The following is a 26,439-nucleotide window of genomic DNA, read 5'->3' as shown; positions in this document are numbered from 1 at the left end:
TATTATTTTCAGGCTAATATACGATACTATTTATGATAAGCTGCGCTGCCCAACGCTAAGTTTGTTTTTCGGGCATCCCGGCGAACCCGGGCATGGAAGCGCTTCCTGTGCAACTATATCAGCCGTAGCGGTTGACGTGGCGGCGGTCATAACCGTTGCCATCTCGGCCCGGGCCATAGGTTCACCAACAGGGGCTGCCGGTTTTGTGTTAATCATATCGCTGCCGTCGTGCACGGCGCCTGCAACAATAATGTGCCTTTCGCCTTCAATATTGCCTATAACCTTTAATATAAAATTACTTATCGCCACCATTGCGCGCTGCCAGCCGTTAATCGGTTTATCATAAGCGTGGTAAACGCGAATTCCCAGGCAGCCTTGTTGCGCCAGTATTTTTTCAATTATTTCCCTGCCAAAAAAGTGAGATACGATATCACCGGGGTTTCTGTCCCGGTAGTTTTGAGTCCAGTTTGCACATACATCCAGGTCAAATGGTTCGCCCTCTCTGCCGGTTAAAACTTTTGGTGTTGGTTTTGCCTCCATAGTATTAAATTCTTAGGGGTTAATAAATAGTTTGTATAAAACTAATATTAATTAGTTATTATTTCAATTGCGCCGTAAAAACCCGTGGTTCAATAAGTTTGTTAAAAATATACATAACTAACTCATTATCAATAAATAGCGAAACTGCGGCGGGGGTTACTACTTCAAAACATTGCGTAGTTTTACGTATCAAATTCCGTGGTAGTACGGGAAGGGCGGAAGCCCTTAATTGGGGTGTGATATAGCAATGCGTTGCGGCAACTCCTGTAAAAAACTTGTTTCAATACAAGCAGGTAATAAAGTATTTATGTAACTTATACAATTATTTGTTTAATTTTACTTTCTACAAACCAATTGTACAGACATTACTACTTTTACTATGCGGCGAAAATTATATTTACTGTGGATATTGTGCGCGGGGTGTATTGCGGCCATGTTTAATGCATGTAGTAACACTGCATCAAATATTGAGGATCAGACCCCTGATACCATAAGCTATAATTTTAATATCCGCCCCATCCTCTCAGATAAATGTTATAAATGCCATGGGCCCGATGCCAGTAAAAGGCAGGCCAATTTAAGGCTTGATATGCCCGAAAGCGCGTTTAAAGCGTTGAAAGATAATCCTAATGCGCACGTATTGGTTCCGGGCAGCCCTGATTTGTCGGAACTGTTCAGGCGAATTTCAACCAGCGATACTTCGGAGATGATGCCGCCGGCAAATTCAAACCTCAAGCGCTTAACCCCGCACGAGGTTGACTTGATTAAAAAGTGGATTAAACAGGGCGCCAAATACGAAAAGCACTGGGCCTTTGTGGCGCCAAAGCTATGGCCGGTTCCGGAGGTTAAGGATAAGGATTGGGTAAAAAATCCCATAGACAATTTTATACTCCATAAACAGGAACAGTATGGATTAAAACCAAATCCGGAAGCGGATAAAGAACATTTACTTAAAAGAGTAAGCCTCGATTTAACCGGCCTGCCGCCAACTATTGAAATGCAGGACAAGTTTTTGGCGGACAAAAGCCCCGATGCTTATAACAAGATTGTTGATGAACTGATGAAAAGCCCGGCCTATGGCGAAAAAATGGCACTCCACTGGATGGATGTTGCCCGCTATGCCGACTCGCATGGTTACCAGGACGATAACTACCGTACACAATGGCCATGGCGCGATTGGGTGATACATGCCTATAACACCAACGTGCCTTACGATAAGTTTATATCCTGGCAACTGGCCGGAGATTTGATGCCGAACCCAACCAAAGAGCAATTGCTGGCAACCGGCTTTAACCGCAACCACAAAATCACTGAGGAAGGCGGCGTAATTGACGAAGAATATCGCGTTGCTTACGTTACCGACCGTACCAATACTTTTGGCAAAGCCCTGCTCGGCGTAACACTGGAGTGTGCTCATTGCCACGATCATAAATTCGACCCGTTTTCGCAAAAGGAATATTACCAGGTTTTCTCGTTTTTTAACAGCGTGAAAGAAGCCGGCCTCCAATCAACCGTTGGCGGGCCCGAAACCTATGCCAAGCGGCCGATGATGCAGGTAACCAAAGATGATGTAAAAGGCATTTTAAATTTCATAAACAAGCAGGATACCGGCAAGCTGATTGTATCCATTATGGGCGACAGCGACGCTTACCGCAAAACCTACATATTGAAGCGTGGCAACTACGATACCCATGGCGACGAAGTGGAACCCGGCACCCCAAAAGCTATTTTACCATTTGACAACCGCCTGCCAAAAAACAGGCTGGGGTTATCCGAATGGTTGTTTGACAAACGCAACCCGCTTACCGCCCGCGTATTTGTAAACCAAACCTGGCAGGAACTGTTTGGCAAAGGTATATTGAAAAGCTCGGGCGATTTCGGTATGCAGGGTGATTTGCCGTCGCATCCTGAATTATTGGATTGGTTATCTGTCGATTTTATGAATCACGGCTGGGACATGAAACGCCTGGTTAAACAAATGGTGATGTCAGCAACATACAGGCAGTCGGCAGTTATTACTAAGGATAAAGTGAAGCTCGACCCGGATAACGCATTACTGTCGCGCGGCCCGCGCTACCGCCTGCCTGCCGAGTTAGTGCGCGATTTGGTTTTGGCAAGCAGCGGTTTGCTGAACAAAACCATTGGCGGCCCAAGTGTGAACCCTTACCAGCCGCCTGGCCTTTGGGAAAACGCAACATCAGGTCGCGGCATATTAGCCAGCTACAAACAGGTTCATGGGCCTGATTTGTACCGCCGCGGCATGTACACTTTGATAAAACGTACTGTTCCGCCCGTCGAAATGGCCATTTTTGACGCCAGCAACCGCGACCAGTGCGAGGTAAAGCGCCTGCGCACCAATACGCCCCTGCAGGCCCTGCTGATGGAAAACGACCCAACGGTATTGGAAGCTGCGCGGGTATTAGCTGCTAAACTTTTAAAAGACAACAGCCCATCAAAAGATAAAATTACTAAAGCCTTCAGGTTGATAATGTGCCGCTTGCCAAACGAGCAGGAAATGGCCATATTGAACGGTTATTACACCGACCAGTTAAAAACATTAAGCAAAAAGGATGCGCAGAAGGTAATTAGCGTGGGCGAGTACCCCATCCCACAAAATATTGATAAAGTAATGCTGGCAGCAATGATGAAAACGGTAGATACAATTTATAATTTAGAGGAGGCGATAACGAAAACCTGATGGCAATGGAAAAAGACGAATTAGAGCATCGCCTGAATATTAACAGGCGGAAGTTTTTATCGAAGCTTAGTCTCGGTATTGGCAGCATCGCCCTTGGCTCGTTGCTGATACCTGATTTATTTAGCGGCGGGGCCGACGCGGACTCCGACTTTATAGCCGGCCTTCCCAATTTTGCACCAAAGGCAAAACGGATTATCTATCTTTTCCAGGATGGCGCGCCATCGCAGCTGGAATCGTTCGACTATAAACCGAAGCTGCGCGAAATGATGGGCCAGGAGTTGCCGGCATCCGTTCGTGGCAGCCAGATTTTAACCGGGATGACCGCACAGCAAAAATCCTTCCCGCTGATTGGCTCCTATTATGATTTTAAGCAATATGGCGAATCACGCACATGGATTAGCGACCTTTTTCCGCATATCGGCGGTATAGCCGACGATATTTGCATGATTAACTCCATCTACACCGAGGCCATTAACCACGACCCTGCCCTAACGTTTTTCCAGACCGGGGCACAGCAGGGCAACCGCCCAAGTATGGGATCGTGGGTGAGCTATGGTTTGGGTAGCGAAAACAAAAACCTCCCTGCGTTTACAGTACTATTGTCAAAAGGCAAGGGCAACGGACAAGGGGTATATTCAAAGCTTTGGAGCAATGGCTTTTTAGATTCCATTCACCAGGGTGTGCAATTTAGCAGCAGCGAAAACCCCGTTTTATACCTTAATGATCAGCCCGGCATTGATCGCCGTGACCGCCGCAAAATGCTGGACAAGCTGGCGGAATTGAACGACATATCCTACAAAGAGTTTAACGACCCCGAGATATCGGCCAAAGTACAGCAGTACGAAATGGCTTACCGCATGCAGGCCGCTGTGCCCGAGATTATGGATGTCTCGAAAGAGTCGGACGATATTGTAAAAATGTACGGGCCCGACTGTTTGGTGCCGGGTACGTATGCGGCTAATTGCCTGCTGGCGCGCAAGCTGTCGGAAAGCGGCGTGCGCTTTGTGCAGCTTTACCACCAGGGCTGGGACCAGCACAGCAACCTGCCTATGGAAATGGCAGGCCAGGCAAAGGATGTCGACCAGGCATCAGCCGCATTAGTGACCGATTTAAAACAACGCGGTCTGCTCGACGAAACCCTCGTAATTTGGGGCGGCGAATTTGGTCGCACCAACTTTAGCCAGGGCAAACTGGAGAAAGCCAACTATGGCCGCGACCACCACCCCCGTTGTTTCAGTATATGGATGGCTGGCGGCGGTATTAAGCCGGGCATAGTTTATGGCCAGTCGGACGAGTTTGGGTACAACATTGTGAAAGACCCGGTACACGTGCACGATTTTCATGCAACCATATTAAACCAATTAGGCCTCGACCATACAAAACTAACCTTCAAAAGCCAGGGCCGCAGGTACAGGCTAACTGACGTAGCGGGTAATGTGGTGAAAGGGATAATAGCATAACACGATTTAAGGATTGGAAGGATTACAGGGTTTTAACCATCCTGCCCATATAAATCCTGTAAATCATTATAATCATTCAATCGTGTAAAAAGGAATAATAGCATAACACGATTTAAGGATTGGAGGGATTACAGGATTTTAACAATTATCCTGGCTTCCCAAATCCTGTAAATCATAATAATCATCCAATCGTGTAAAACAATGGAAAGAAGAACGTTCATTAAGCAATCGGCAGTTTTTACCGGCAGCTTTTTTATAGCAAAGGATTTACTGGCAAAAGATGACGGGCCAATTTATGGCCATGGCGATATGCGCTACCGTATGGACAAGGCCTGGAGCAAGGCCGACCCGATGAAAAACCCGGTAAACGACTGCCACGAAATGGTGCAGGATAAAAAAGGGCGAATATTACTGCTTACCAACGAGACAAAAAACAATGTGCTGATTTACAACAAATCGGGCAAGCTGCTGGATACCTGGGGGCACGAGTTCCCGGGAGCGCATGGACTTACACTGGTAAATGAAAACGGCACAGAGTTTTTGTTTATAACCGATACCGTGAAGCACGAGGTGTATAAAACCACCATGGATGGCAAAATATTGATGACGCTTGATGTGCCGCTGGAAACCGGCGTTTACAAAAAACCGGAAGATTTTGTCCCTACAGAAACCACGGTTGATACCAACGGCGATTTTTATATTGCTGACGGATATGGCTCGCAATACATTATGCATTACGATAAAAATGGCAAGCTGAAGCACTTCTTTGGCGGTCGTGGTGATGGCGATGAACATTTGGATAACGCGCACGGTATAACTATCGATAGGCGCGGCGCAACCCCTACCTTAATTATTACCGACCGCACCCGCAATTGCTTTAAACGCTTCAGCATGGACGGCAAGCTGATAGAAGTTATAAAGCTTCCCGGTGCCTGCGTTTGCCGCCCCGTAATAAAAGGCGACCATTTATACGCCGCGGTGCTGCGTTCGCCAACCTTAAATGCCGAAAACTCGGGATTCACTACCATACTGGATAAAGACAACAAGGTAGTATCAAACCTGGGCGGTACCGAGCCGGTGTATAAAGATGGCGTGCTGCAACCGATGGCCCAGGCCGAAAAGATATTTTTAAACCCGCACGATGTGCTGGTTGATAATGACGAAAACTTGTATGTTGCCCAATGGGCGTCGGGCAAGGTGTACCCTTATAAATTTACAAGGGTATAAGACTTTTTCCGCCGTTGTTGGTGTTGTCACCAACAACCGATGATGTTTGTGAGGGGGAGAAGCAGGCATGTTTATGGCGAAAGGTAAAAATTATGCACATCCCTCTTGTTGGTGACAACACCAACAAGGGCGGGTGGTAAAAAAAAGAACTAACTAATAATTATAAAACTATCCTAATTAAATGATAAAAAGCAAGCACAAAGGTTTTGCGGAGAATTTACTATTTGCCCTTAATATTTTTATCATTTTTTTCCTGCTGTTTAGCTCATCTATAGCAATCCCAACCTGGCTTCAGCCGGTAGGCCGGCTACATCCGCTGATACTGCACTTCCCCATTGTGGTGCTTATAATGGCCATGATGCTGGAGTTTTTCCGCTTCAGGGAGCGTTTTCGCACCGAAAAACTTTACCACGATTTTACTACTTACCTGTGGCTCACCGGCGCTATATTCGCGGCTATTACAGCCATTATGGGCCTGTTTTTATCAAAAGAACAGGGTTATGAAGGTAGCACTCTTGTTTGGCACAAATGGCTGGGCGCCAGCGTTGTTTTTGTATCCACTATCATTTACTGGTGCCGCACGGCCGGGTGGTATAATGTAAAAGTTGCCCGCTTGGGTGCGGGAACTGTCGTGCTGGCCCTTGTAGTTGCAGGCCATTTTGGCGCCGATCTTACCCATGGCGACAACTTCGTATTAGCACCCGTTTGGCACCCCGAAAAAGAACTGGTGCCTGTTGATAAGGCACTGGTTTACAAAGATGTCATTCAACCAATTTTTGAAAGTAAATGCATAAGCTGCCACAACCCTGATAAAACAAAAGGCGGCCTGATGCTGATTAACGAAAAATCTATTTTGAAGGGGGGTAAGGATGGTAAGCTGATCGTTCCCGGTCAGCCGGCTGTAAGTTTGCTGCTGCAGCGGGTACATTTGGTTGCCGAGGATAAAAAACACATGCCACCCGCAGGCAAACCTCAGCTAACACCCGATGAAATGAACCTGCTTTACCTTTGGGTAAAAGGAAACGCCGATTTTAAAAAGAAGGTTATCGATCTGCCGGCAAAAGATTCGTTACGGCTCATTGCCTCAACCTATTTAAAGCCCGCCGAACAGGTTGAAGAGAAGTTCGACTTTGCTGCTGCCGATGATAAAACCATTAAAAAGCTGAACAATAATTACCGGGTTATTTACCCGCTTGCAAAAGAGTCGCCGGCGTTGGGGGTAAACATCTATAACAGAAGCAACTATCAGCCCAAAATACTGGAAGAATTAAGCGCCATAAACAAGCAAATAGTAACACTTGATTTGGACAGAATGCCGGTAAAAGATGCTGAATTGAAAACCATTGCCCAGTTTGAAAACCTGCATACCCTTAACCTTAACTTTACCGATGTAACGGGCAGCACGCTAAAGGAGTTGGCCGGGCTTAAATTTTTAAAAATGATTTCGCTGGCAGGTGCTCCGATTAACGCAGATGCCATTAAGCAAATAAGTACATTAAAAAGCCTCTCCAAAATAACCCTTTGGGACACCGGCCTCACCGACGCTCAACTGAAAGATTTGCAGGCGCGCAATAAAAAAGTCGAGTTTGTAAAAAGCTTTAAAGACGACGGTAAGCCCATTAAGTTGAACGTGCCCCAGGTAAAAAATGCGGCGTTGGTTTTCGCGCAATCAATACCGCTGGAGTTAAGTCATCCCATCAAAGGTGTGCAGATAAGATATACCACTGATGGCACCGATCCCGATAGCTCAAAGTCGCCAATTTTTAAACCGGGCGTGGCGATCACCCAAAACAAAAGCGTAAAAATAAAAGCCTACAAACCCGGCTGGCTTAGCAGCGACGTGGTGCAGTTTAACGTTTTTAAAAGCACGTTTACGCCCGATAGTGTGAGCTACCTGCAGCCACCGGTACCTAAATATAGCGCTGATGGTGCGAAGTCGCTATTTGATAAAGATTTGGGCGGCACAAATTTTGGCAACGGCAAATGGATAGCGGCACAAAAACCTATTGAAATTTACATGCAGTTTGCCAGACCTACCGGCCTGCACACCGTAACCCTTAACTGCTTGCGTATTTTGGGCACCCAGATATTTTTACCCGTGGGCATCGAAGTTTGGGGCGGCGCAGATAGAGACCACCTGAAACTACTAAGCAACGTAATACCGCCCGCCGCGCAAAAAGGCGATAAGGACATGGCCATCGGTATAGACTGTAAGTTGAATACCGCCAAGCCGGTTTCGTGCCTGAAAATCGTTGTAAAAAACATCCAGAAGCTACCAAAATGGGATCCCGTAAAAAGTACGCCGGAGTGGATATTTATGGATGAGATATTCTTAAATTAGACCAGGATTCGCAGGATTTTTAGGATTAGAGGATTTCTAGCCGTTTAGATTATAAACGAACAAAAACAAACTCGTCATTGCGAGGAATGAAGCAAACTCTACATAGGACATTCAATAACCTTGATGTTTGTGGAGAACAATACGCCGGCTATTAGGTCACCATGAGTTTATTGCACAATTGATTTGCATGTGCAGAGATTGCTTCATTCCTCGCAATGACAGTTGATAGATGATTTTATGGAAAACAAAACATTCGACGCCATTGTTGTCGGCTCCGGCATAAGCGGTGGCTGGGCGGCTAAGGAACTGTGCGAGCTGGGCGTTAAAACCCTGGTGCTTGAGCGCGGGCGCAATATTGAACACCTGAAGGATTACCCTACGGCTACGAAAAACCCGTGGGACTTTCCGCATCGCATGCAGGAACCGAAAGCGGTATTGGATGAAAACCCCGTCATCAGCAAATGTTATGCTTTTGGCGAGGATACCCAGCACTTTTTTGTGAAGGACAAGGAACACCCGTATATACAGGAGAAACCATTCGACTGGATACGCGGGTACCAGGTTGGCGGTAAATCCATTACCTGGGGCCGTGCCTGCCAGCGCTGGAGCAATTTTGAGTTTAGTGCCCCACAGCGTTACGGCTACGCGGTGGATTGGCCAATCCGCTACGAAGATATCGCCCCATGGTACAGCCACGTTGAGCGGTTTGCCGGCATTTGCGGCGGCAAGGATGGGCTTGAAGCATTACCGGATGGCGAATACCTGGAACCATTTGAGATGAGCGCGGTGGAGCAGGAAATCCAGAAAAAAATAAGCACCCATTACAAAGACCGCTTCATGGTGCGAACCCGCTGGGCACATCTCACTAAACCAGTGCCAATTCATTTGGAGCAAGGCCGTGGCCAATGCCAGGCGCGTGATCTGTGTACCCGCGGCTGCCCGTTTGGCGGTTACTTCAGCTCGGTATCGTCTACCTTGCCATGGGCGAAGAAGACGGGTAATTTAACTATCAGGCCGCACTCGGTAGTGCATTCTATTATTTATGATGAGCAGAAAAGTAAGGCAGTCGGTGTAAAAATTATTGACGCACTTACCAACCAGGAAGTTGATTACTATGCCAGGGTAATATTTTTGAATGCAGCCTGTTTAAATACCAATTTGATATTGCTGAACTCCAAATCGCACCGCTTCCCGAATGGTTTGGGTAATGATAACGGGCTGCTGGGCAAGTTTATGGCTTTCCAGAATTACAGGGCCAGTGTTTATGGCACATATGACGGCTTGAAGGATGTTTATTACTTTGGTCGCAACCCAACCAATCCCATCATTGCCAATTACCGCAACCTGCACAAACAGGATACGGATTATTTGGGCGGCTTCCTCACATTCGTATTCTCCAATCGTAACCCCGAGTATAAGAACGACCGTAACCAGGGCATCGGCGGCGATTATAAAGATTCGTTGACCGAACCCGGTCCATGGCGCGCCGGCATGTTTATGCAGGGCGAAACTATCCCTAAGGAAGCAAATCATGTGCGCCTGAGCACTGACCAGAAAGACCCATGGGGCATACCGCAACTGATAACATCCATCGGTTATGATGATAACGACGACAAAATGGTAGCCGACTTTTTAACTCAAAGCGCCGAAATGCTGGCGGTCGCCGGCCTGCGAGATATCGTTAAGAAAGATACCCACCAGGCCCCCGGCCTCGACATCCACGAAATGGGCGGCTGCCGCATGGGCCACGATCCGAAGACATCGTTGCTGAACAAATTTAACCAGCTGCACTTGTGCCAAAACCTATTTGTTACCGATGGCGCCTGCATGACCAGCACCGGCAATCAAAGCCCTTCGATATTGTATATGGCCTTTGCCGCACGGGCAGCCCATCATGCGGTTGAGGAGATGAAGAAGCGGAATATGAGTTAATTTAAAGGTATAGCAAGATATCATCATCCGATCAAAGGCTTTTTATGGATATATTCTTTCCCCGTGTCATATTTTTCATCCCTCTTGTGGGAACTTTAATGGTATTATCGTTCCCTAAGGGCAGAGCGTCATTCACTCCACATGCATTAAGAAATATGGTTATAATTTCAATTGGTGGTTCTGCTATGGGACTCTGGGCGATAAAAACATTGTACGACGAGAGAAATATGAGTTTCAATGGTGTTATTCAAAAGGTTTGTTATGAAAAGCCGAAAGAAATTCCCTATGTAACAATAAAAAGAATTGAGTATTGTTGGGGTGGGTCAAGCTACCCGAATAACGATACAATTAAAGCCGGAGACAGCGCTGTTAAAGTTAAAGGTTCATTTGAATTTAAATTAATAAGACGAAAATAACAGACCAGTCAATACCGCATTTGTTTAACGCGAAACCAGCGAAACGCCAGCTCATTAGAAAGGGAATTTATTCACCAAAAACTATAACTTCGGACAACGCTTAACGTAGATGAAATTTAGATTGAACTATCATGCTTCTGAAGAGACCGCTCTAAACGCTAACGTTATAGTTGAAAATATACGATCGCAGCTAAACGACAAAAAGTACGATATTATTTGTGTGGCAGATAATAGTGTAAAATTTAAAACTAATCCATGGGAATTGCGATGGAATTTTAGTCCGATAACATTGGATGGGGGAGAATTTAAACTGACGAATTCTAAAAGTGGTTCGACCATAGAATTAAATTATTATGACAATATTTTACCAAGGCTGTTTGTTATTGCATTCCTGGCGATTTCTTTAATTATTGAGGGAGCATATGAAGGCATTCTGTTTTTTGTCGCATTTTTCCTAATTACCGGTATCATACATACTTTCATATTAAAAAGTAAAGCCAGGGAACTATTAAGAGAAATATTAAATAGCGATACACCATAAAAACCATGACCACCAGAAGAACCTTTTCCTGCCCTTGTTGGTGTTGTCACCAACAAGCCGGGTGTGCAGAATCTTTTAAGTTTTAAGAATTAGCAGCCGGCCTATTTAACCCACAAACCTCGTCGTTTTGTTGGTGACAACACCAACAAAGGCATAATGACATGGGGGCGGGGTTGTCACACCTGTCACATCTATCACGTCAAAAACAGTGTAACAACGTGATAAGCTACATCTTCAAATCAGCTAATTATCAAATTCAACTTTTCTCCGCCAGTAAATCCTCAGTCAGTTTATCAAACTCAACAATAAATTCGGTATAGTGCTTGCCGGTACCTGGGCCGTTGAAGCCAGTGTGTATTTTGCGTACATTGCCCTTTTTGTCGATGATGATGGTGGTGGGGAAGCCCATAAAGCCGGCCAGTTGGGGCAGGCTTTTCTGCGGATCGCCTTTGCCGGGCGTGTAGCCGGTAATCAGCAAGGGATATGGCACTTTAAAATGATCTTTCAGCTGCGCCACTGTTTTCTGCGATTTTTTGAAATCGGTAGTGCGCTCGTAGGCCAGGCCTACCACTTCAACGCCTTTAGGGTGATATTTTTTATAATAACCGCTGTTGATTATAAAGTTGGTTTCGTCCATACAGTTAGGGCACCACGAGCCCAGTATCTGCACAATAACCACTTTATTTTTAAAGCGGGCATCGGTTAACGATACCTTTTTGCCGTTGATATCAGGAAAGCTAAAAGCTATTTTTTTGACGCCCGGTTTCATTGCGGTTAACCCGTAGGCATCAGGCAGTTTGGCGTTGACATTTTTTACGGCCGTCCATTTGGTGAAAGCCGAGAAGCCGGAATAGTTTTCGCCATCCACCAGGGTTTTGGCATCTTTAATTTTGGCGGAGAATATAAAAGCATGACAGCCATCAAAACACGACAGGTACATCATATCGCCCGATACCGAGCCTTCCAGGTAGCGGTCATCGCCGGTGGTGGTTAAAAAGGTGCCGGTAAGGCGGTTGCCGGTTTGTTTAAACTCGCCCACCAGTTCATCGCGACCATCAGTCCCCTCGCCAAAAACAGCAGCCCAACGGCCGGTAATATCAAACTTAGGTTTCTCCGGGTTTTTAAAAAAGCGCCATGGCGTGTTAGGGGTGGCGGCGAAAGGCAATGCGGAATCATGGTCGCCCAAGTGGCGTATCCAGTTGCCGGTTAAATTATCGCCGGTAAGCTTCAGCCTGAATTCTGAATCGAACAAAGGCATCTTTATAAAAACCGAATCGCCTTTGGTGGTAACACCGGGCACTTTGTAATGCTCGGTACTGTTTATAATAGTTATTTGCTGCTTGCTGCCAACATTGGTAACCTCGAAATTAAAGGGCAGCTGGTGTTTGCTCTCGTTGGTTAAGGTGCCGCGCCACATGCCCGTTTTAAGTTTGGTTTGGGCCGATGCAGTGGTTGCTATACAAAATGCCAATAAAATTGACAGGCTGAGTCGTGATTTTAGTATCATACCCAAACCTATAAAATTATTGCGAAATTACTTCAGCACCTCTCGCGAAATTACAATTCTTTGAATTTCAGAAGTCCCCTCGTATATCTGGGTTATTTTGGCATCGCGCATTAAACGCTCCACATGGTATTCCTTTACAAAGCCATAGCCCCCGTGTATCTGTACAGCCTCGATAGTAGTGCGCATGGCTACTTCGCTGGCAAACAGTTTGGCCATTGAGCTTGCCTGTGCATAAGGTTGACCTTGGTCTTTTAACCATGCGGCGCGTAGACACAGTAAGCGTGCGGCTTCAATTTCGGTAGCCATATCGGCCAGCTTAAACTGGGTGGCCTGCAGGTCGGCAATGGTTTTGCCGAATGCTTTGCGTTCTTTGGAATAATTTAATGCGAGTTCATAAGCGCCTGATGCAATGCCCAGTGCTTGTGCAGCAATACCTATACGGCCGCCCTCGAGCGTGTTCATGGCAAACTTAAAGCCGAAGCCATCGTCGCCAATGCGGTTTTCTTTGGGCACTTTAACGTCGGTAAACATCAGCGAGTGGGTGTCTGAGCCGCGTATGCCCATTTTATTTTCTTTGGCGCCAACTTCAAAGCCCGGCATCCCTTTTTCAACTATCAGTGCATTAATGCCGCGCGAACGTTGCTCGGGGTGGGTTTGTGCCATCACCAGGTAGGTCGATGCGGTGCTGCCATTGGTTATCCAGTTTTTTACGCCGTTTAACAGGTAGTGGTCGCCCATATCAACAGCGGTAGTGCGCTGCGATGTAGCATCAGAACCCGCTTCTGGTTCGGATAAGCAAAATGCACCTATCTGTGTGCCACTGGCCAGTGGTACCAGGTATTTTTGTTTTTGAAATTCATTGCCATATTTCTCCAGCCCGTAACATACCAGCGAGTTGTTTACCGAAACCACTACCGATGCAGAGGCGTCAACCTTGGATAGCTCCTCCATAGCCAGCACGTACGATATGGCATCCATGCCGCTGCCACCGTATTGGGGCGATACCATCATGCCCAAAAAGCCAAGCTCGCCAAGCATTTTAACCTGCTCGGCCGGAAATTTCTGGTGCTCATCGCGCTCAATTACACCGGGTTTAAGCTCGTTTTGTGCAAAGTCGCGCGCTGCCTGGCGAATCATTAACTGTTCTTCGGAAAATTCAAAATGCATGGGCTGGTTATTTTGTGCTGCAAAAATAATATTATGCATGCATAGTAAAAAATATCTGTCAAAAAAAAGAGAGCCTTTTTGAAGCTCCCTTTCCCCTAATTAATTTAAACTATTGATTAAACCCAAAACAAAGAACAAAAAAACCTCAGCTTGGGCGTCTGAGAATTCAAAAACAATTATTTTTCACAGGTAGATGTTTTATCGTTTTTCACAGATTGTATGCAGGGCTGTTAACTTCTTATCAAATGTTAAGCCATAAATGGTAAAGGCTGGTATTATTTTAACTTGCCGTGCCAAAATGGGCCGGGCCCTCCAAAATAACCGGGGCGCTACTATTAGTTAATATTTTAGTTATTGATTTATAGCCAGTTAAGTAAATTAACTAAAGGCGTACCCCTTACACCACTCTCAATTAAAAAGCATAAAACAGGAACATATTAGCACGAACTATTCCTGTTAGTTGTGGACGGTAACAAAAATGTTACGCTATTAAAGCGCTATGTATTAGCGCATTGGGGGTTTTCGCACTAAAATCTATTTTTATTTAACGTTTATTTGCTGCGCGATGCCGGCAAGTGTACAATTTAGCGCCTTTTTGCGTTTGCTTGTCTGATATTTCATACACCTGCTGTATTATATTATCTACATAGAACTAAAAAAATGAACAAAAAACCAACAAAACTGGCCATTTACCCCTTTATTGTGGCCGTATTATTCATCACTGCCTGTAATACCAAAACAAAAAACTACGCCGACAATGATATCATATTTAAAAACATGGACACCACGGTTAAACCGGGGGATGATTTTTTTAAATATGCCAACGGAGCCTGGCTTAAAAAAAATCCGATACCGGCGGCCTACCCATCGTGGGGTATTGGCAACGTAGTTAACGACGAACTGCGCGACCGCCTGAAGAAAATTAATGAAGACGCCCTAAACGCAAAAGCCGAAAAAGGCAGCAACACCCAAAAAATTGGCGATTTTTATTTTAGCGGGATGGATACCCTTGGTATCGAAAAGCATGGCCTCGACCCGCTTAAGGCCGAGATGGATAAAATTGAGCAGGTGAAGGATGTTAACAGCCTGGTTGATGAGTTCGCACACCTTGCAACCATTGGGGTGGACCAGCCGATAGCGGCGGGTGTTGGCCAGGACGCCAAAAACAGCAGCAAAAACATGCTGCAACTCTTCCAGGGGGGCATTGGCCTTCCAAATCGCGATTATTATTTTAATACCGATGCCCATAGCGTTGAAATCCGTAACGATTACCAGCAAAAACATTTGCCTATAATGTACAAGCTGTCGGGCTTAAGTTCTGACGCTGCCCTTGCAGCAACAAAAAAGACCTATGAACTGGAGAAGTTTTTAGCAGATAGCAGCCGCAAGCTGGAAGACCTGCGCGATCCGTATAAAAATTATCACAAAATGCCCATTGCCGGGCTTAGCAAACTTGCACCGGCTATCGACTGGAAATCCACCTTTGATAAAATGGATTTTAAAAATGCAGATACCGTAATTGTTGGTCAGCCCGAATATTACCGTGCCCTAAATAAGGCATTAAAAACCTATAGCATTGCCGACTGGAAAAACTACCTGCGTAAAAACCTGGTTGATGCTTATGCCGGTTATCTGAGCAAAGCTTTTGACGGCGAAAACTTCAGGTTTTACGGCACCGTATTATACGGCAGCAAAGAACAGCTACCCCGCTGGAAACGCGTGCTGGATACCGAAAACGGCATAATGGGCGAGGTTTTGGGGCAAATATTTGTAAAAGAGTATTTCCCCGAAAAAACAAAAGAGCGCTACGTAAACCTGGTTGAGGCCATGCGCGCCAGCTTTAAGGAGCATATTGAAAAGCTGGATTGGATGAGCGAACCCACCAAGCAAAAAGCCTACGACAAGCTGGCAAAAGTAACCCCCAAGGTTGGCTACCCTGATAAATGGAAAGATTTTTCGACTTTGACTATTGACCGCGGGCCTTATGCGCAAAACGTAATTCGGGCAAACAACTTTTGGCACCGCTTTAACGCCAATAAGCTGGGTAAGCCGGTTGACCGTACCGAGTGGGATATTACGCCGCAAACCTACAATGCGTACTACAACCCATCGAACAACGAAATTGTACTGCCTGCTGCCCAGTTTTCAATCCCAGGCATAAAGGATGAAGATGTTGACGATGCCGTAGTTTATGGCTATGCGGCCGCATCGACCATTGGCCACGAAATGACCCATGGCTTTGACGACCAGGGCCGCCAGTTTGACGCAGCCGGCAACCTTAAAGCCTGGTGGCAGCCACAGGATTCGGTTAAGTTTACCCAGCGTGCCCAACTGCTGATCAACCAGTTTAACGGCTACACTATTTATGGCCTGCACGTAAACGGCAAAGCTACCCAAGGCGAGAATATTGCCGATTTAGGCGGCATAGTAATAGGCCTTGATGCGTTTAAAAAGACAGAACAGTATAAAGAAGGCAAATCGATAAACGGGTTAACGCCGACGCAAAGGTTCTTCCTCGGTTATGCCTTAGGCTGGCTTGGCCAACAGCGGCAGGAATACTTATCGAGCCAGATACTGACCAATGAGCATGCGCCGGGCTTTATGCGTGTAAACGGTCCGTTTACCGATGTGCCCGAGTTTTACGAAGCCTTCCACATTAAAAAAGGCGACAAAATGTGGCTCGACCCTGATAAACGGGTGAAGATTTGGTAGGGAGAGTCGGGAAAGACAGGAAAGTCAGTAAAGTCCGAAGACAGAACACTGATTGATATTAATCAAGCAGAGATGCGCCAGGTAACCGGCGCGTCTCTACTTTTTTCACCTAATCTCCAATCTCCAGCCTCTAATCTCTATATTTGACTTAAACTGACTCTCCCATGAAAATGATAACTACCAAGCCGGTTATTTATTTGGCGGCATTTGCAGCTTTTGCATTGTGCGCATACCAAACCAAAACCATACTTGATAATCCCGACGACCCCATCTATAAAAATGTCGACGCTTCGGTTAAGCCCGGCGAAGATTTCTTTTTATACGCCAATGGCACCTGGATAAAAAACAATCCAATCCCTCCTGCTTATTCAAGTTGGGGCATTGGCAATATTGTTACCGAAGAGATCCGCAATCGCCTTAAAAAGGTAAACGAGGATGCCATGCAAGCCAATGCGCCAAAAGGTACTACCACCCAAAAGCTGGCTGATTTTTATTATACAGGGTTGGACAGCGTGGGCATCGAAAATGCTGCGATGTCGCCTTTGTTGCCGCAACTGGCTATAATTGAAAAGGCCAAAACACCTGACGATATTTTAAATGCGGCTGCCATGTTAACAACCACCGGCACGCGTAATATAATTGGCATGCGAGTAAGCCAGGATGATAAAAACAGTTCGAAAATGATGGTGCAGCTAAACCAAACCGGGCTGGGGCTGCCAAATCGCGACTATTACTATAAAACCGATGCCCGCACCACCCGCATCCGTGCCGACTATACCGATAAATATTTACCCACGCTGTTCAAGCTATCAGCCTGGGGCGACCAAAAGAGCGCCGCAGCAGCCAAAGGCGCGTTTGCCATTGAGAAATTTTTGGCCGATAGCAGCCGCAAACTGGAGGCCCTGCGCGATCCATATCATAATTATAACAAGCTAACCCTCGCCCAATTAAACAGCCTCACCCCCAGCATAAACTGGAACAATTTATTTACAGCATTGGAGCTTAAACCGGTAGATACCGTAATTGTGGGCCAGCCTGAGTACTACCGTGCTGTTGATAAGGCAATACATACTTTTAGCGTTGATGACTGGAAAGCATACCTGCGCTTAAAGCTGATTACCTCGAATGCGCCATACCTTAACAACGCAGTCGCCGAAGAAAACTTCCGTTTTACAGGCAAGGTGCTGCGCGGCCAAAAGGAACAGTTACCACGCTGGAAGCGGGTGCTCGACACCGAGAACGGCATAATGGGCGAACTGCTGGGCCAACTGTTTGTAAAGGAATATTTTTCGGAACGGAGCAAAGCGCGCTACGTTGCCATGGTTGAAGCCATGCGACAAACCTATCGCGAGCATATCGAAAAGCTGGACTGGATGAGCGCTGAAACCAAGCAAAAAGCTATAATTAAGCTAAATGCCATCCACCCAAAAGTGGGCTACCCTGACCAGTGGAAAGATTTTTCGACGCTTAATATCAGTCGGGCATCATACGCCGGTAACGTAATAAAAGCCCGGCACTGGCAATACACGGTTAATATAAACAAGCTTGGCAAACCTGTAAACCACCAGGAATGGGGCATGACACCGCAAACCTACAACGCCAGCTATAGCCCATCGAACAATGAGATTACATTGCCGGCCGCACAATTGCTGATACCCGGTATAAAGGACGAGGATGTTGATGACGCAGTGGCTTACGGTTATGTTGCAGCCTCAGTCATCGGCCACGAAATTACGCATGGCTTTGACGACGAAGGCCGTTTGTTTGATGCAAAAGGAAACCTGAAATCATGGTGGACACCCGCCGACTCGGTTAAGTTTACCCAGCGCGCCCAAATGCTGGTCAACCAGTTTAACGGTTACAAAGTGTTGGATAGCCTGCATGTAAACGGCAAAGCCACCCTCGGTGAAAACATTGCCGACCTTGGCGGTATTGTATTGGGTATTGATGCCTTTAAAAAAACGCAGCAGTATAAAGAAGGCAAAAAGATAAACGGCTTTACGCCTATGCAGCGTTTCTTTTTAGGCTATGCCCTAAGCTGGCTTGGTCACGAGCGGGACGAAGCGCTGGCCAACCAGGTTATTGTCGATGTGCATTCGCCGGCCTACTTGCGGGTAAATGGACCGTTTACTGATGTGCCCGAGTTTTATACGGCTTTCCACATTAAAAAAGGCGATAAGTTATGGCTTGATCCGGATAAAAGGGTAAGGATTTGGTAGGAGGAAGTCCGAAAAGTCGGAGGATTTTTCAAAACAAGCGGTATATCAGCCGCTTAAAACTATTTTTGTCATTCTTCTCTCTGTTCAGAATGACAACAGGGGATAAAAATGCAAAACAAATCATCCGAAATAATAAAAATAGCAGTTGTAGGCCCTGAATCGACGGGCAAATCAACCATGTCGGAGTACTTAGCGGCGCACTACAATACCATCTGGGTGCCCGAATATGCACGAGGTTATTGCGAGAAGCTAACCGAACCTCCTACGTGGCAGGACGAAATCAATATGTTTTATGGCCAGGTTGCCCAGGAGGATGAAATGTTGCCCAAAGCCAACAAGCTGCTTATTTGCGATACCACCTTTCTCACCGTAAAAATATGGAGCGAATACACCTTTGGCAAAGCGCCACAGCAAGTGCTTGATGAATTGCCCAAACGCCCTTACGACCTTTACCTGCTGCTCAACATCGACATGCCATGGGAAGAAGATCCTTTAAGGGACTTTCCGCACATGCGGGAACACTTTATGGAGGTGTGGTACAAAGAATTAAATGAGTTAAATGCTAAATACGTATTGATAGAAGGAACAGGGGCCGAAAGGCATGAAAGGGCTGTGGAAGCTGTGGATGAATACTTAAAGAGATTCTAATACAGGAAAATAAATCCGAATTCGGGCATCCGATATCCTAAATTCTTTCTCCGCCATGCAACGTTCTAAAAACCCTTGCGTCATTTAACGTGCAAGCTGATCAAAAATTGGAAGCCATCTTTATCGACAAGCATTATAACCTGGTGGTTGAGTGCAAAAAAGGCAGTAAAAAAGCCTGTTATGAGCTTTACAAATTGTATTCTAAAGCGATGTTAAACGTCGCTTTCAGGATAGTGGGAAATATTGCCGAAGCTGAAGATGTTTTACAGGAGGCTTTTGTTGATGCGTTCAGTAAACTGAAGGATTTTCGGCAGGATACCACCTTTGGTTTATGGCTTAAACAAATTGTGGTAAACCGCTCCATCAACCTGCTGCGGAAACGCAAGCTTGACCTGGTTGATCTGGAAGGCGAACAAATAGAAAACATTGCCGGCGAGGAAGCAGAGGATGATGATGAAACACAATACCAGGCGGCAAGGGTTAAAGAAGCAATGAAGGATCTGCCTGAAGGCTACAGGTTAGTAATATCGCTATACCTGCTTGAGGGCTACGATCATGAAGAAATAGGACAGATATTAAACATTTCGGAAAATACCTCGCGGACACAGTTCCTGAGGGCAAAACGAAAGTTATTGGAAATTTTACAACGAAAGGGAATAAAATCATGAGCAAGCGATTAGAGGAATTTATGAAAATGAACAGGGAAGAATTTGACGACCTTGAACCGTCGGCAGATTTGTGGAGCAGGATTGAAAAACACCTGCCACCACAAGGTGAAGAGTTGAAAAAGAAAGAAGCAAAAACATTTTCGCTGGGCTTTGTGCTGCGCGTTGCAGCTACCGTTATTGTGATTATGGGTATAGGTTTTGGCTTTTACCTGCATGGCGAGAAGAAAGAAAAGATTGATTTAGCGGCCATTAACCCAATTTATGCACAGCAGCAAGTTCAATATACATCGCTGATTCATAGCCAGCGCACCGAGCTGAAGTCGCTTGCTAAAACCGAGCCCGATTTGTATAAGGAGTTTAGCAATGAAATTGCCCAAATGGACTCTACCTACAAGCAACTTAACAGCGACCTGGCCACCAGCCCTAACCAGGAACGTGTTTTACGCGCAATGATACGCAACCTGCAGGTGCAGACACAAGTACTTACACAGCAACTGGATGTTATTGAGCAGCTAAACAAGTCAAAAAAGGAACAGAACAATGAAACTAAAAGCATATAAGCCCGCGCTGCTGTTAATGGCGCTTTTTATAGGCTGTACTGCGGGGCTTGCCCAAACTATATCTATACAAACAAAGCCATCGCTATCGGTGAGCACAAGTTTTGACAATGCTGGCTTTGACCTTAAAATGGATAACCTGGCGCAGAATTTAAAGGCTGATCTGAAAGATTTGGGTAGACATATTTCGGCAACAGTCAATAACATTACGTCGAACATAAAGATTGAGGAAAATGAAAGTGATTCCTCTTCTGCAATTAGCCTGAACCTTGGTGATTTGCTTAGCAATCTTAATTTAGAGTTTTCGAAAAATGATGACGCATCTGATGCGAATGGGCCGGGTATAAGAGAAAAAAATTATAGCAAAAGCTACCCGCTTGATGGGAACGACAAAATAAGGCTGAGTAATCAGTATGGTAAAATAACAGTGAATACCTGGGATAAAAGCCAGGTTAGGGTCGACATAGAAATTAAGGCCGAAGCAGGTAGTGAAAGTGATGCGCAACGCCTGATTGATGGGGTACAAATACACGACAATAAAAATGGGGACCAGGTGTCATTTACTACTGACATACACCATGATGACGACGATGAAGGTTTCTGGAGTTTTTTTAATTTTGGCGGGAAGAACAAAAAACATAAGCTAAATATAAATTATGTTGTTTATATGCCGGCCCAAACTGACTTAAATGTTGAAAGCAGCTATGGTTCAATATTCTTGCCCAGTCTAAACGGAAGGGTCCGGATTGTCGCCTCACAGGGCAGCGTAACAGCACAAAGCCTGTCGAGCAACTATAACGAAATTGAGGGCAGCTATTGCAGTTTAAAAGTTTCTGCTATGAATGGTGGCAGGCTTGCTTTTTCGTACGGAAGCGTTGATGTAGAAGAATGCAACAATATCAGGGCGGACTTAAGCTACGCTTCGTTTAGGTTAGGTAAGCTGAATAACACTGCCGACGTAAATTTAGCGTATGGCGGTGGGTTTAAAATAAGAGATCTTTCCAACTCATTTAAAAAGCTAAATATTAACACATCCTACTCAGATATATCGTTGGGCATATCTCAGTCGAGTAATTTCGACTTTGATATTGTAACCAGCTATGGAAGCGGGTTCAAATACAACGACAACAAAGTAACTATAACCGCCAAAAATCCACCGGAAGGAAGTAAGCATGTAAGCATGACGCATAGCTATAAAGGTTATGTCGGCAAAGGCAACTCCGATTCGCATATCGCCATAAACTCAAGCTATGGCGGTGTGAATTTTGAATAGGCCCTAATTTTTACGAGTTATGGCGAATTTCACGAATTGATTTTCTGTATCGTCTTCTCAATAGTCGCCTTATTCGTTTCAGATTTTGCCAGCTTCAACGCAGTTTTCAAATGCCGGATTGCTTTTTTATTATCCAACTCGGTATACAAAAAACCAAGCAGCGAATAGTACAAATGGCTGTCTTCCAGCTTTAGCTTTTCAGCTTCGGCAATGGCCGCGGGTTTGCCATTGGCTTTGGCAAGGGCATAGGTGCGGTTAAGTGCTGCCATGGGCGAGTACTCAATGGTCAGCAATCTGTTGTATAGCTGCAAGATGCTCTCCCATTTTTCTGTGCTGTCCTCGTGATGGGTGTGCCACCAGGCTATGCCGGCTTCAATATGATATTTTGTTAGCTGGTTACCGGTGGCAGCATTATTTAAAAAATACTTGCCGCGTTCAATCAGTTCAACGTCCCAAAGGCTGGTGTCCTGGTCGGGGTATAAAACCTGCTCGCCATCGGCATTAATGCGGGCATCAAACCGCGATGCATGGAAACACATTAAAGCCATCATGGCGTTTACTGTCGGTTTGTTGGTTGCTTCGTTAATGGTAAGTAAGTAACACAGGCGCATGGCTTCCACACATAAATCCTTCCTTACACTTGTGTTTTGCGAAACAGAGTAATAACCCTCGTTAAACAACAGGTAAAGCGTAGTCAATACATTTTCGAGCCGTTTGTCAATTTCCGAATTTGGCGGGAACGCTATTTTCACATTATCCTCGCGCAGTTTGGTTTTGGCCCTTAAGAGGCGTTTGTTAATGGTTTCTTTATTGCTCAGGAAGGCATTTGCAATTTCTTCGATACCAAAACCGCAAAGTATACGCAATGAAAGGCCTATCTGTGCTTCGGCCGGGATAGATGGCTGGCAGATAGCAAACATCATTTGCAGCTGGCTATCTATAATGTTATTGTCGGACAGGTCAATTTCTATTTCGTGCAGCTCGGTATTGCTGTACTGAAGTTCCGTGGTTATTTTTTCGCTGAAAAGTTTGTTCCTGCGCAGGTAATCGCGGGCTTTGTTTTTGGCAACGGTGTAGAGCCATGCCGCAGGGTTATCTGGCAGGCCCTTCAGGCCCCACGTTTCTGATGCCAGCAGGAAGGTATCGCTGGCAATATCTTCCGCAATTTCTATATGCTCGAAACCAAAAAGCTTAGCCAGTACAGCTGTAATTTTACTAAACTCGGTGCGGAATAAATGCGGTATCAGTTCCTTTTGTTCCATTATAAAAAAGGCCCATGCAATAATACAAAGGCCAGGTTAAGTTTGATTGTAAAACGGGATAAATTAATATAGAATAATGAATGTCAAATATCCAATTCCAAAAGTTTCTTCACTTAATCGTTCGATGTTCGCCATTCATTATTCGATATTCAAAGAAATCACATCGGGTTAATTTCGCGGACCTCAACGTTTCCGCCAAATTCAAAAACAGGGCAACCTTTTGCTAATTCAACGGCTTCCTCCATTGTTTCTACTTTAACAATCGAATAGCCGCCTATCAGTTCTTTAATTTCGGTATAAGGGCCATCGGTAACAACGTTGTTTGGCCTTACAACCTTGCCATCTGAAGTTAAGCGGTTGCCTGGGCTGCTCAACTTGTTTTGGGCTGCAATGCCGCCAACCCAGTCCATCCACCTTTTTGTAACGGCCTGCAATTCTTCGGGCGAGCCGGTAGGCTGGTTTTTGTAGTCGTTTCTGTAAACGAAAAGAAAATCTTTCATGATGTTTAGTTTTTAATGTTTATACCTCAATGACGAACTGACAATTACCGATTGGACAAAAAGAAAAAATTAATTTTAAAAATATCAAGCCGCGGAAAAAACCTTTCGTTAATACACCCTGCAAAGCAATCCCTTTAAATACTCCCCTTCCGGAAATGACGACCGCACCGGGTGATCTTCCGGCTGACAAAGCTGGTTTATAAATTGTACCTGCTTCCCGGCATCAAGCGCGGCCCAGGCCAGCACCTGTTTAAAGGTTTCCATATTCATAGCGCCCGAGCAGGAATAGGTTGCCAGCAGGCCGCCTTTATTCAGTAGTAACATCCCTAACCTGTTCAAATCCTTGTATGCCCGTGAAGCTTTGTCCAATGCCGACCGCGATGGTGCATACTTTGGAGGGTCGAGAACGACAATGTCAAACAGCCCACCATCCTCCCGTAGTTTGCGGAGTTGTTTATTTACATCGGATGTTACTGTGGTTACTTTACCGGCGTCAAACCCATTCAGCAACACATTTTCTTTTAGGGTTTCAACGGCCAGGGCAGAACTATCAACAGACATAACGGCGGCGGCCTGGTTTTGCAGCGCGTTTAACGTAAACCCACCGGTATAACTAAAACAGTCCAGAACCTTTTTGCCTTTGGCATGAGCGGCTACAATTTTGCGGTTGTCGCGTTGATCGCAGTAGAAGCCCGATTTCTGCCCTTCGGCGATGTTGATGTTGTATTTAATTCCGTTTTCAATTACCTCAACCCTATCAGGCGGATGTGTGCCGGCCAATACTATGTTTTGTGTTTGCAATCCTTCATGACCACGCGATGTAGCATCGCTTTTATCGAAAATGCTTTCAGGTTTTAGGATTCTATTCAGTTCATCTATAATACAAGGCATCATTTTTTCGATACCCGAGGTAAGTACCTGCACCGCTAAATGATCGGCGTATTTGTCTACGATCAACCCTGGCAGGTAGTCCGATTCACTGAATATTAAACGGCAGGTGTTGGTGACGCCATCAACCAAAACCTCGCTACGGCTTTCAACCGCTACAGCCACTTTATCTTTAAACCACTGCTCGTTAATTTCAACGGTTTCATCCCATTCCAGCAAGCGCAGGGCAACACGCGATTGGTCGTTGTAAAAACCATAGGCCATAAATACGCCTTTGGCATCAATAAGTTTTACCACATCGCCATTGGCAGGTTTACCTTTTACTTTTTCGATGGCACCCGAAAATACCCACGGGTGGCGGTGCAAAACAGCTTTTTCTTTACCCTTTTTTAATACAACCTCAATCATAGTTGCAAAGGTATTAAATCAGGACCGGGATTAATGGATTTGAGGGATTTTAGAAATATACCGTATAGCGGTGGGTTTAAAACCCATCGCTATACCTGTAAGAAATCCTATAATCCAAAAAATCTTAGTTTAGTTCGGCTTTTGCCAAAAATATTCAGGATTATTGGCGGCATATTCAATTGTACCCTTTGACACCGCTTTAGGCTGATTTTGAATAGTGCTAAACCCGCCGGGGTACAGGTTAATATATTCAACATCCTTTACAACCTTGCGGGTCTCTAAATCCCAATCGCTTTTAAGCGCGCATCTAAGCCAGTACAGGTTTTTCGACATGTAGCGGCCCAGGTAATCTTCTTTAGTTTGTTTCACTTTATTGTTCCAGTTGGCATCGTCATTTAATACCAGCGGTTTGCTGGCAATTAGCCGTCCGCGCACTTCCTCAATATTCAGTAAGTTGCCCTGATCGTCACTTACATAAGCGTTAAAGGTCGGATCCATCCACACCCATTTGTTCAATGTCTTCGACCACACTACCGTGATTACGTGGCAATCAAAATCAGCGGTGTCCTTCGGCATACAGGTTACCAACCGCGCTTTAAAGCCCTCTGCCTGGTAAGCGTCTTTTAATATAGTGGCCATCATGCGGCAATTAACGCCGCGGTCATCCTTTTTGCATACCGCAATTATATCCAGCGCATTTCGTGATGGCGGATTGTTCGAGTTACCATCGTGCCTTACTACGTTGTGCGCCCAGTACAGCAGGTTTTTAATTTTGCTTATCTCGTCGCCATTGCCGCTGACGGAATCGAGATTGAATTTGATTTTGAAATCAACAAGCTCGGGTGCGGATGGCGATTGATAGGTAAACGCCGGCAGGCCTGTAGCTGCGTTACTATAGGTCCCGGCATTTTTCAAAATATAGCCATAGTCGTATTTTCCGCGTATTTGGCTCAATAGTTTTATAAACGTAGGATCATCGCGCAGGCTGTTTAAATCGCTGTCGACACTTGCATTTGCATAATTGCTGAAGCCTTCATCAACTGCTTTTTTAAACCATGCAATAGCTTCTGGTTTTTGTTTGTTCAAAGCGGTATAGCAGGCCTGGTTATAATAAAGGCTTTGTGTAAGGCCTTGGCTGTTTTGCTTTGCAGCGGGAGATAATTTATTGTAACGGCCAAGCCAATCGTTAACAACCGCGATTGCCTTTGGGTAATCTTTTTCTTTGGAAGCCGCCAGCATGTTGCTCTCCATTTTTACGCAATATTTATTAAAATCAGTGGATTCGTTGCTTTCCTGCGCTTTTACTATAAATGCGCCTAAACAAATACCACATACCAGCAGTAATTTTTTCATTGTTTTAAGATTTTATGTAAGATGAAAATTTGAGGCAAAAGGTTGCCTGGCGGAAAAATTTTCGCGGGATATACAGGAATTAATAAAATGTCGAACTGTCTATTTAGCAAGTGGGGTGCTGA

20 protein-coding genes are annotated in these 26,439 nt (G+C 45.3%); 13 read left to right on the top strand and 7 right to left on the bottom strand.

What is annotated here, in order from left to right:
- Positions 1-30: 30 nt before the first annotated feature.
- Positions 31-540, bottom strand: coding sequence for a hypothetical protein (locus Q0R52_RS11130; protein WP_295794731.1), 510 nt, complete (start codon positions 538-540; stop codon positions 31-33).
- Between the two features lie 379 nt (positions 541-919).
- On the opposite strand from Q0R52_RS11130, the gene Q0R52_RS11125 reads away from it, so the two are divergent.
- From Q0R52_RS11125 to Q0R52_RS11095, 7 genes are all read left to right on the top strand, one after another.
- The gene (locus Q0R52_RS11125; RefSeq protein WP_295794730.1) at positions 920-3,238 is read left to right on the top strand and encodes a PSD1 and planctomycete cytochrome C domain-containing protein; all 2,319 of its coding nucleotides are present in this window, start codon (positions 920-922) and stop codon (positions 3,236-3,238) included.
- Positions 3,239-3,243: 5 nt separating this feature from the next.
- Positions 3,244-4,698 (top strand): DUF1501 domain-containing protein, encoded by a 1,455-nt coding sequence (locus Q0R52_RS11120; RefSeq protein WP_252793738.1) that lies wholly within the window; start codon positions 3,244-3,246, stop codon positions 4,696-4,698.
- 201 nt (positions 4,699-4,899) lie between these two features.
- Positions 4,900-5,925, top strand: coding sequence for a hypothetical protein (locus Q0R52_RS11115; RefSeq protein WP_295794728.1), 1,026 nt, complete (start codon positions 4,900-4,902; stop codon positions 5,923-5,925).
- A 181-nt stretch (positions 5,926-6,106) separates the two neighbouring features.
- Positions 6,107-8,266: a c-type cytochrome domain-containing protein gene (locus Q0R52_RS11110; RefSeq protein ID WP_295794727.1), complete on the top strand. Its 2,160-nt coding sequence runs from the start codon at positions 6,107-6,109 to the stop codon at positions 8,264-8,266.
- Positions 8,267-8,503: 237 nt separating this feature from the next.
- On the top strand, positions 8,504-10,198 hold the full coding sequence (locus Q0R52_RS11105; protein ID WP_295794726.1) for a GMC family oxidoreductase: 1,695 nt from the start codon (positions 8,504-8,506) through the stop codon (positions 10,196-10,198).
- Between the two features lie 44 nt (positions 10,199-10,242).
- The gene (locus Q0R52_RS11100) at positions 10,243-10,614 is read left to right on the top strand and encodes a hypothetical protein (RefSeq protein WP_295794725.1); all 372 of its coding nucleotides are present in this window, start codon (positions 10,243-10,245) and stop codon (positions 10,612-10,614) included.
- A 109-nt stretch (positions 10,615-10,723) separates the two neighbouring features.
- Positions 10,724-11,155 (top strand): hypothetical protein, encoded by a 432-nt coding sequence (locus Q0R52_RS11095; protein ID WP_295794724.1) that lies wholly within the window; start codon positions 10,724-10,726, stop codon positions 11,153-11,155.
- Positions 11,156-11,411: 256 nt separating this feature from the next.
- Here the strand turns inward: Q0R52_RS11095 and Q0R52_RS11090 are convergent, their stop codons facing one another.
- Positions 11,412-12,662, bottom strand: coding sequence for a TlpA disulfide reductase family protein (locus Q0R52_RS11090; protein ID WP_295794723.1), 1,251 nt, complete (start codon positions 12,660-12,662; stop codon positions 11,412-11,414).
- Positions 12,663-12,689: 27 nt separating this feature from the next.
- Positions 12,690-13,829 carry an acyl-CoA dehydrogenase gene (locus tag Q0R52_RS11085; RefSeq protein WP_252793757.1) on the bottom strand — a complete coding sequence of 380 codons (1,140 nt, stop codon included), beginning with the start codon at positions 13,827-13,829 and terminating at the stop codon, positions 12,690-12,692.
- Between the two features lie 660 nt (positions 13,830-14,489).
- On the opposite strand from Q0R52_RS11085, the gene Q0R52_RS11080 reads away from it, so the two are divergent.
- The 6 genes from Q0R52_RS11080 to Q0R52_RS11055 all read left to right on the top strand — a co-directional run bounded on the left by Q0R52_RS11080 (position 14,490) and on the right by Q0R52_RS11055 (position 21,906).
- Positions 14,490-16,541 carry a M13 family metallopeptidase gene (locus Q0R52_RS11080; protein ID WP_295794722.1) on the top strand — a complete coding sequence of 684 codons (2,052 nt, stop codon included), beginning with the start codon at positions 14,490-14,492 and terminating at the stop codon, positions 16,539-16,541.
- A 164-nt stretch (positions 16,542-16,705) separates the two neighbouring features.
- The gene (locus tag Q0R52_RS11075) at positions 16,706-18,760 is read left to right on the top strand and encodes a M13 family metallopeptidase (RefSeq protein ID WP_295794721.1); all 2,055 of its coding nucleotides are present in this window, start codon (positions 16,706-16,708) and stop codon (positions 18,758-18,760) included.
- Positions 18,761-18,868: 108 nt separating this feature from the next.
- Positions 18,869-19,408: an ATP-binding protein gene (locus Q0R52_RS11070; protein WP_295794720.1), complete on the top strand. Its 540-nt coding sequence runs from the start codon at positions 18,869-18,871 to the stop codon at positions 19,406-19,408.
- Positions 19,409-19,515: 107 nt separating this feature from the next.
- Complete coding sequence (locus Q0R52_RS11065; RefSeq protein WP_295794719.1) at positions 19,516-20,076, top strand: sigma-70 family RNA polymerase sigma factor; 561 nt, start codon at positions 19,516-19,518, stop codon at positions 20,074-20,076.
- Entirely contained in the window at positions 20,073-20,636 is a 564-nt protein-coding gene (locus tag Q0R52_RS11060) for a hypothetical protein (protein WP_295794718.1), read from the top strand. The genes Q0R52_RS11065 and Q0R52_RS11060 overlap by 4 nt, the downstream gene beginning before the upstream one ends.
- A complete protein-coding gene (locus Q0R52_RS11055; RefSeq protein WP_295794717.1) occupies positions 20,617-21,906 on the top strand; it encodes a hypothetical protein in 1,290 nt (429 codons plus the stop codon). Before Q0R52_RS11060 ends, Q0R52_RS11055 begins: the two co-directional genes overlap by 20 nt.
- Positions 21,907-21,935: 29 nt before the next feature.
- On the opposite strand, the gene Q0R52_RS11050 is transcribed toward Q0R52_RS11055, so the two are convergent.
- The 4 genes from Q0R52_RS11050 to Q0R52_RS11035 all read right to left on the bottom strand — a co-directional run bounded on the left by Q0R52_RS11050 (position 21,936) and on the right by Q0R52_RS11035 (position 26,317).
- Entirely contained in the window at positions 21,936-23,168 is a 1,233-nt protein-coding gene (locus tag Q0R52_RS11050) for a DUF6596 domain-containing protein (RefSeq protein WP_295794716.1), read from the bottom strand.
- A 158-nt stretch (positions 23,169-23,326) separates the two neighbouring features.
- Complete coding sequence (locus tag Q0R52_RS11045) at positions 23,327-23,668, bottom strand: YciI family protein (RefSeq protein WP_295794715.1); 342 nt, start codon at positions 23,666-23,668, stop codon at positions 23,327-23,329.
- 108 nt (positions 23,669-23,776) lie between these two features.
- Positions 23,777-24,964, bottom strand: coding sequence for a class I SAM-dependent rRNA methyltransferase (locus tag Q0R52_RS11040; protein WP_295794714.1), 1,188 nt, complete (start codon positions 24,962-24,964; stop codon positions 23,777-23,779).
- Between the two features lie 129 nt (positions 24,965-25,093).
- Positions 25,094-26,317 (bottom strand): transglutaminase domain-containing protein, encoded by a 1,224-nt coding sequence (locus tag Q0R52_RS11035; RefSeq protein ID WP_295794713.1) that lies wholly within the window; start codon positions 26,315-26,317, stop codon positions 25,094-25,096.
- Positions 26,318-26,439 lie beyond the last annotated feature (122 nt).

Source organism: Mucilaginibacter sp., from assembly GCF_025359345.1.
Classification (GTDB): Bacteria; Bacteroidota; Bacteroidia; order Sphingobacteriales; family Sphingobacteriaceae; genus Mucilaginibacter.
The sequence above is the reverse complement of the archived record's forward strand: the minus strand, read 5'-3'. Positions and strand labels throughout refer to the sequence as shown.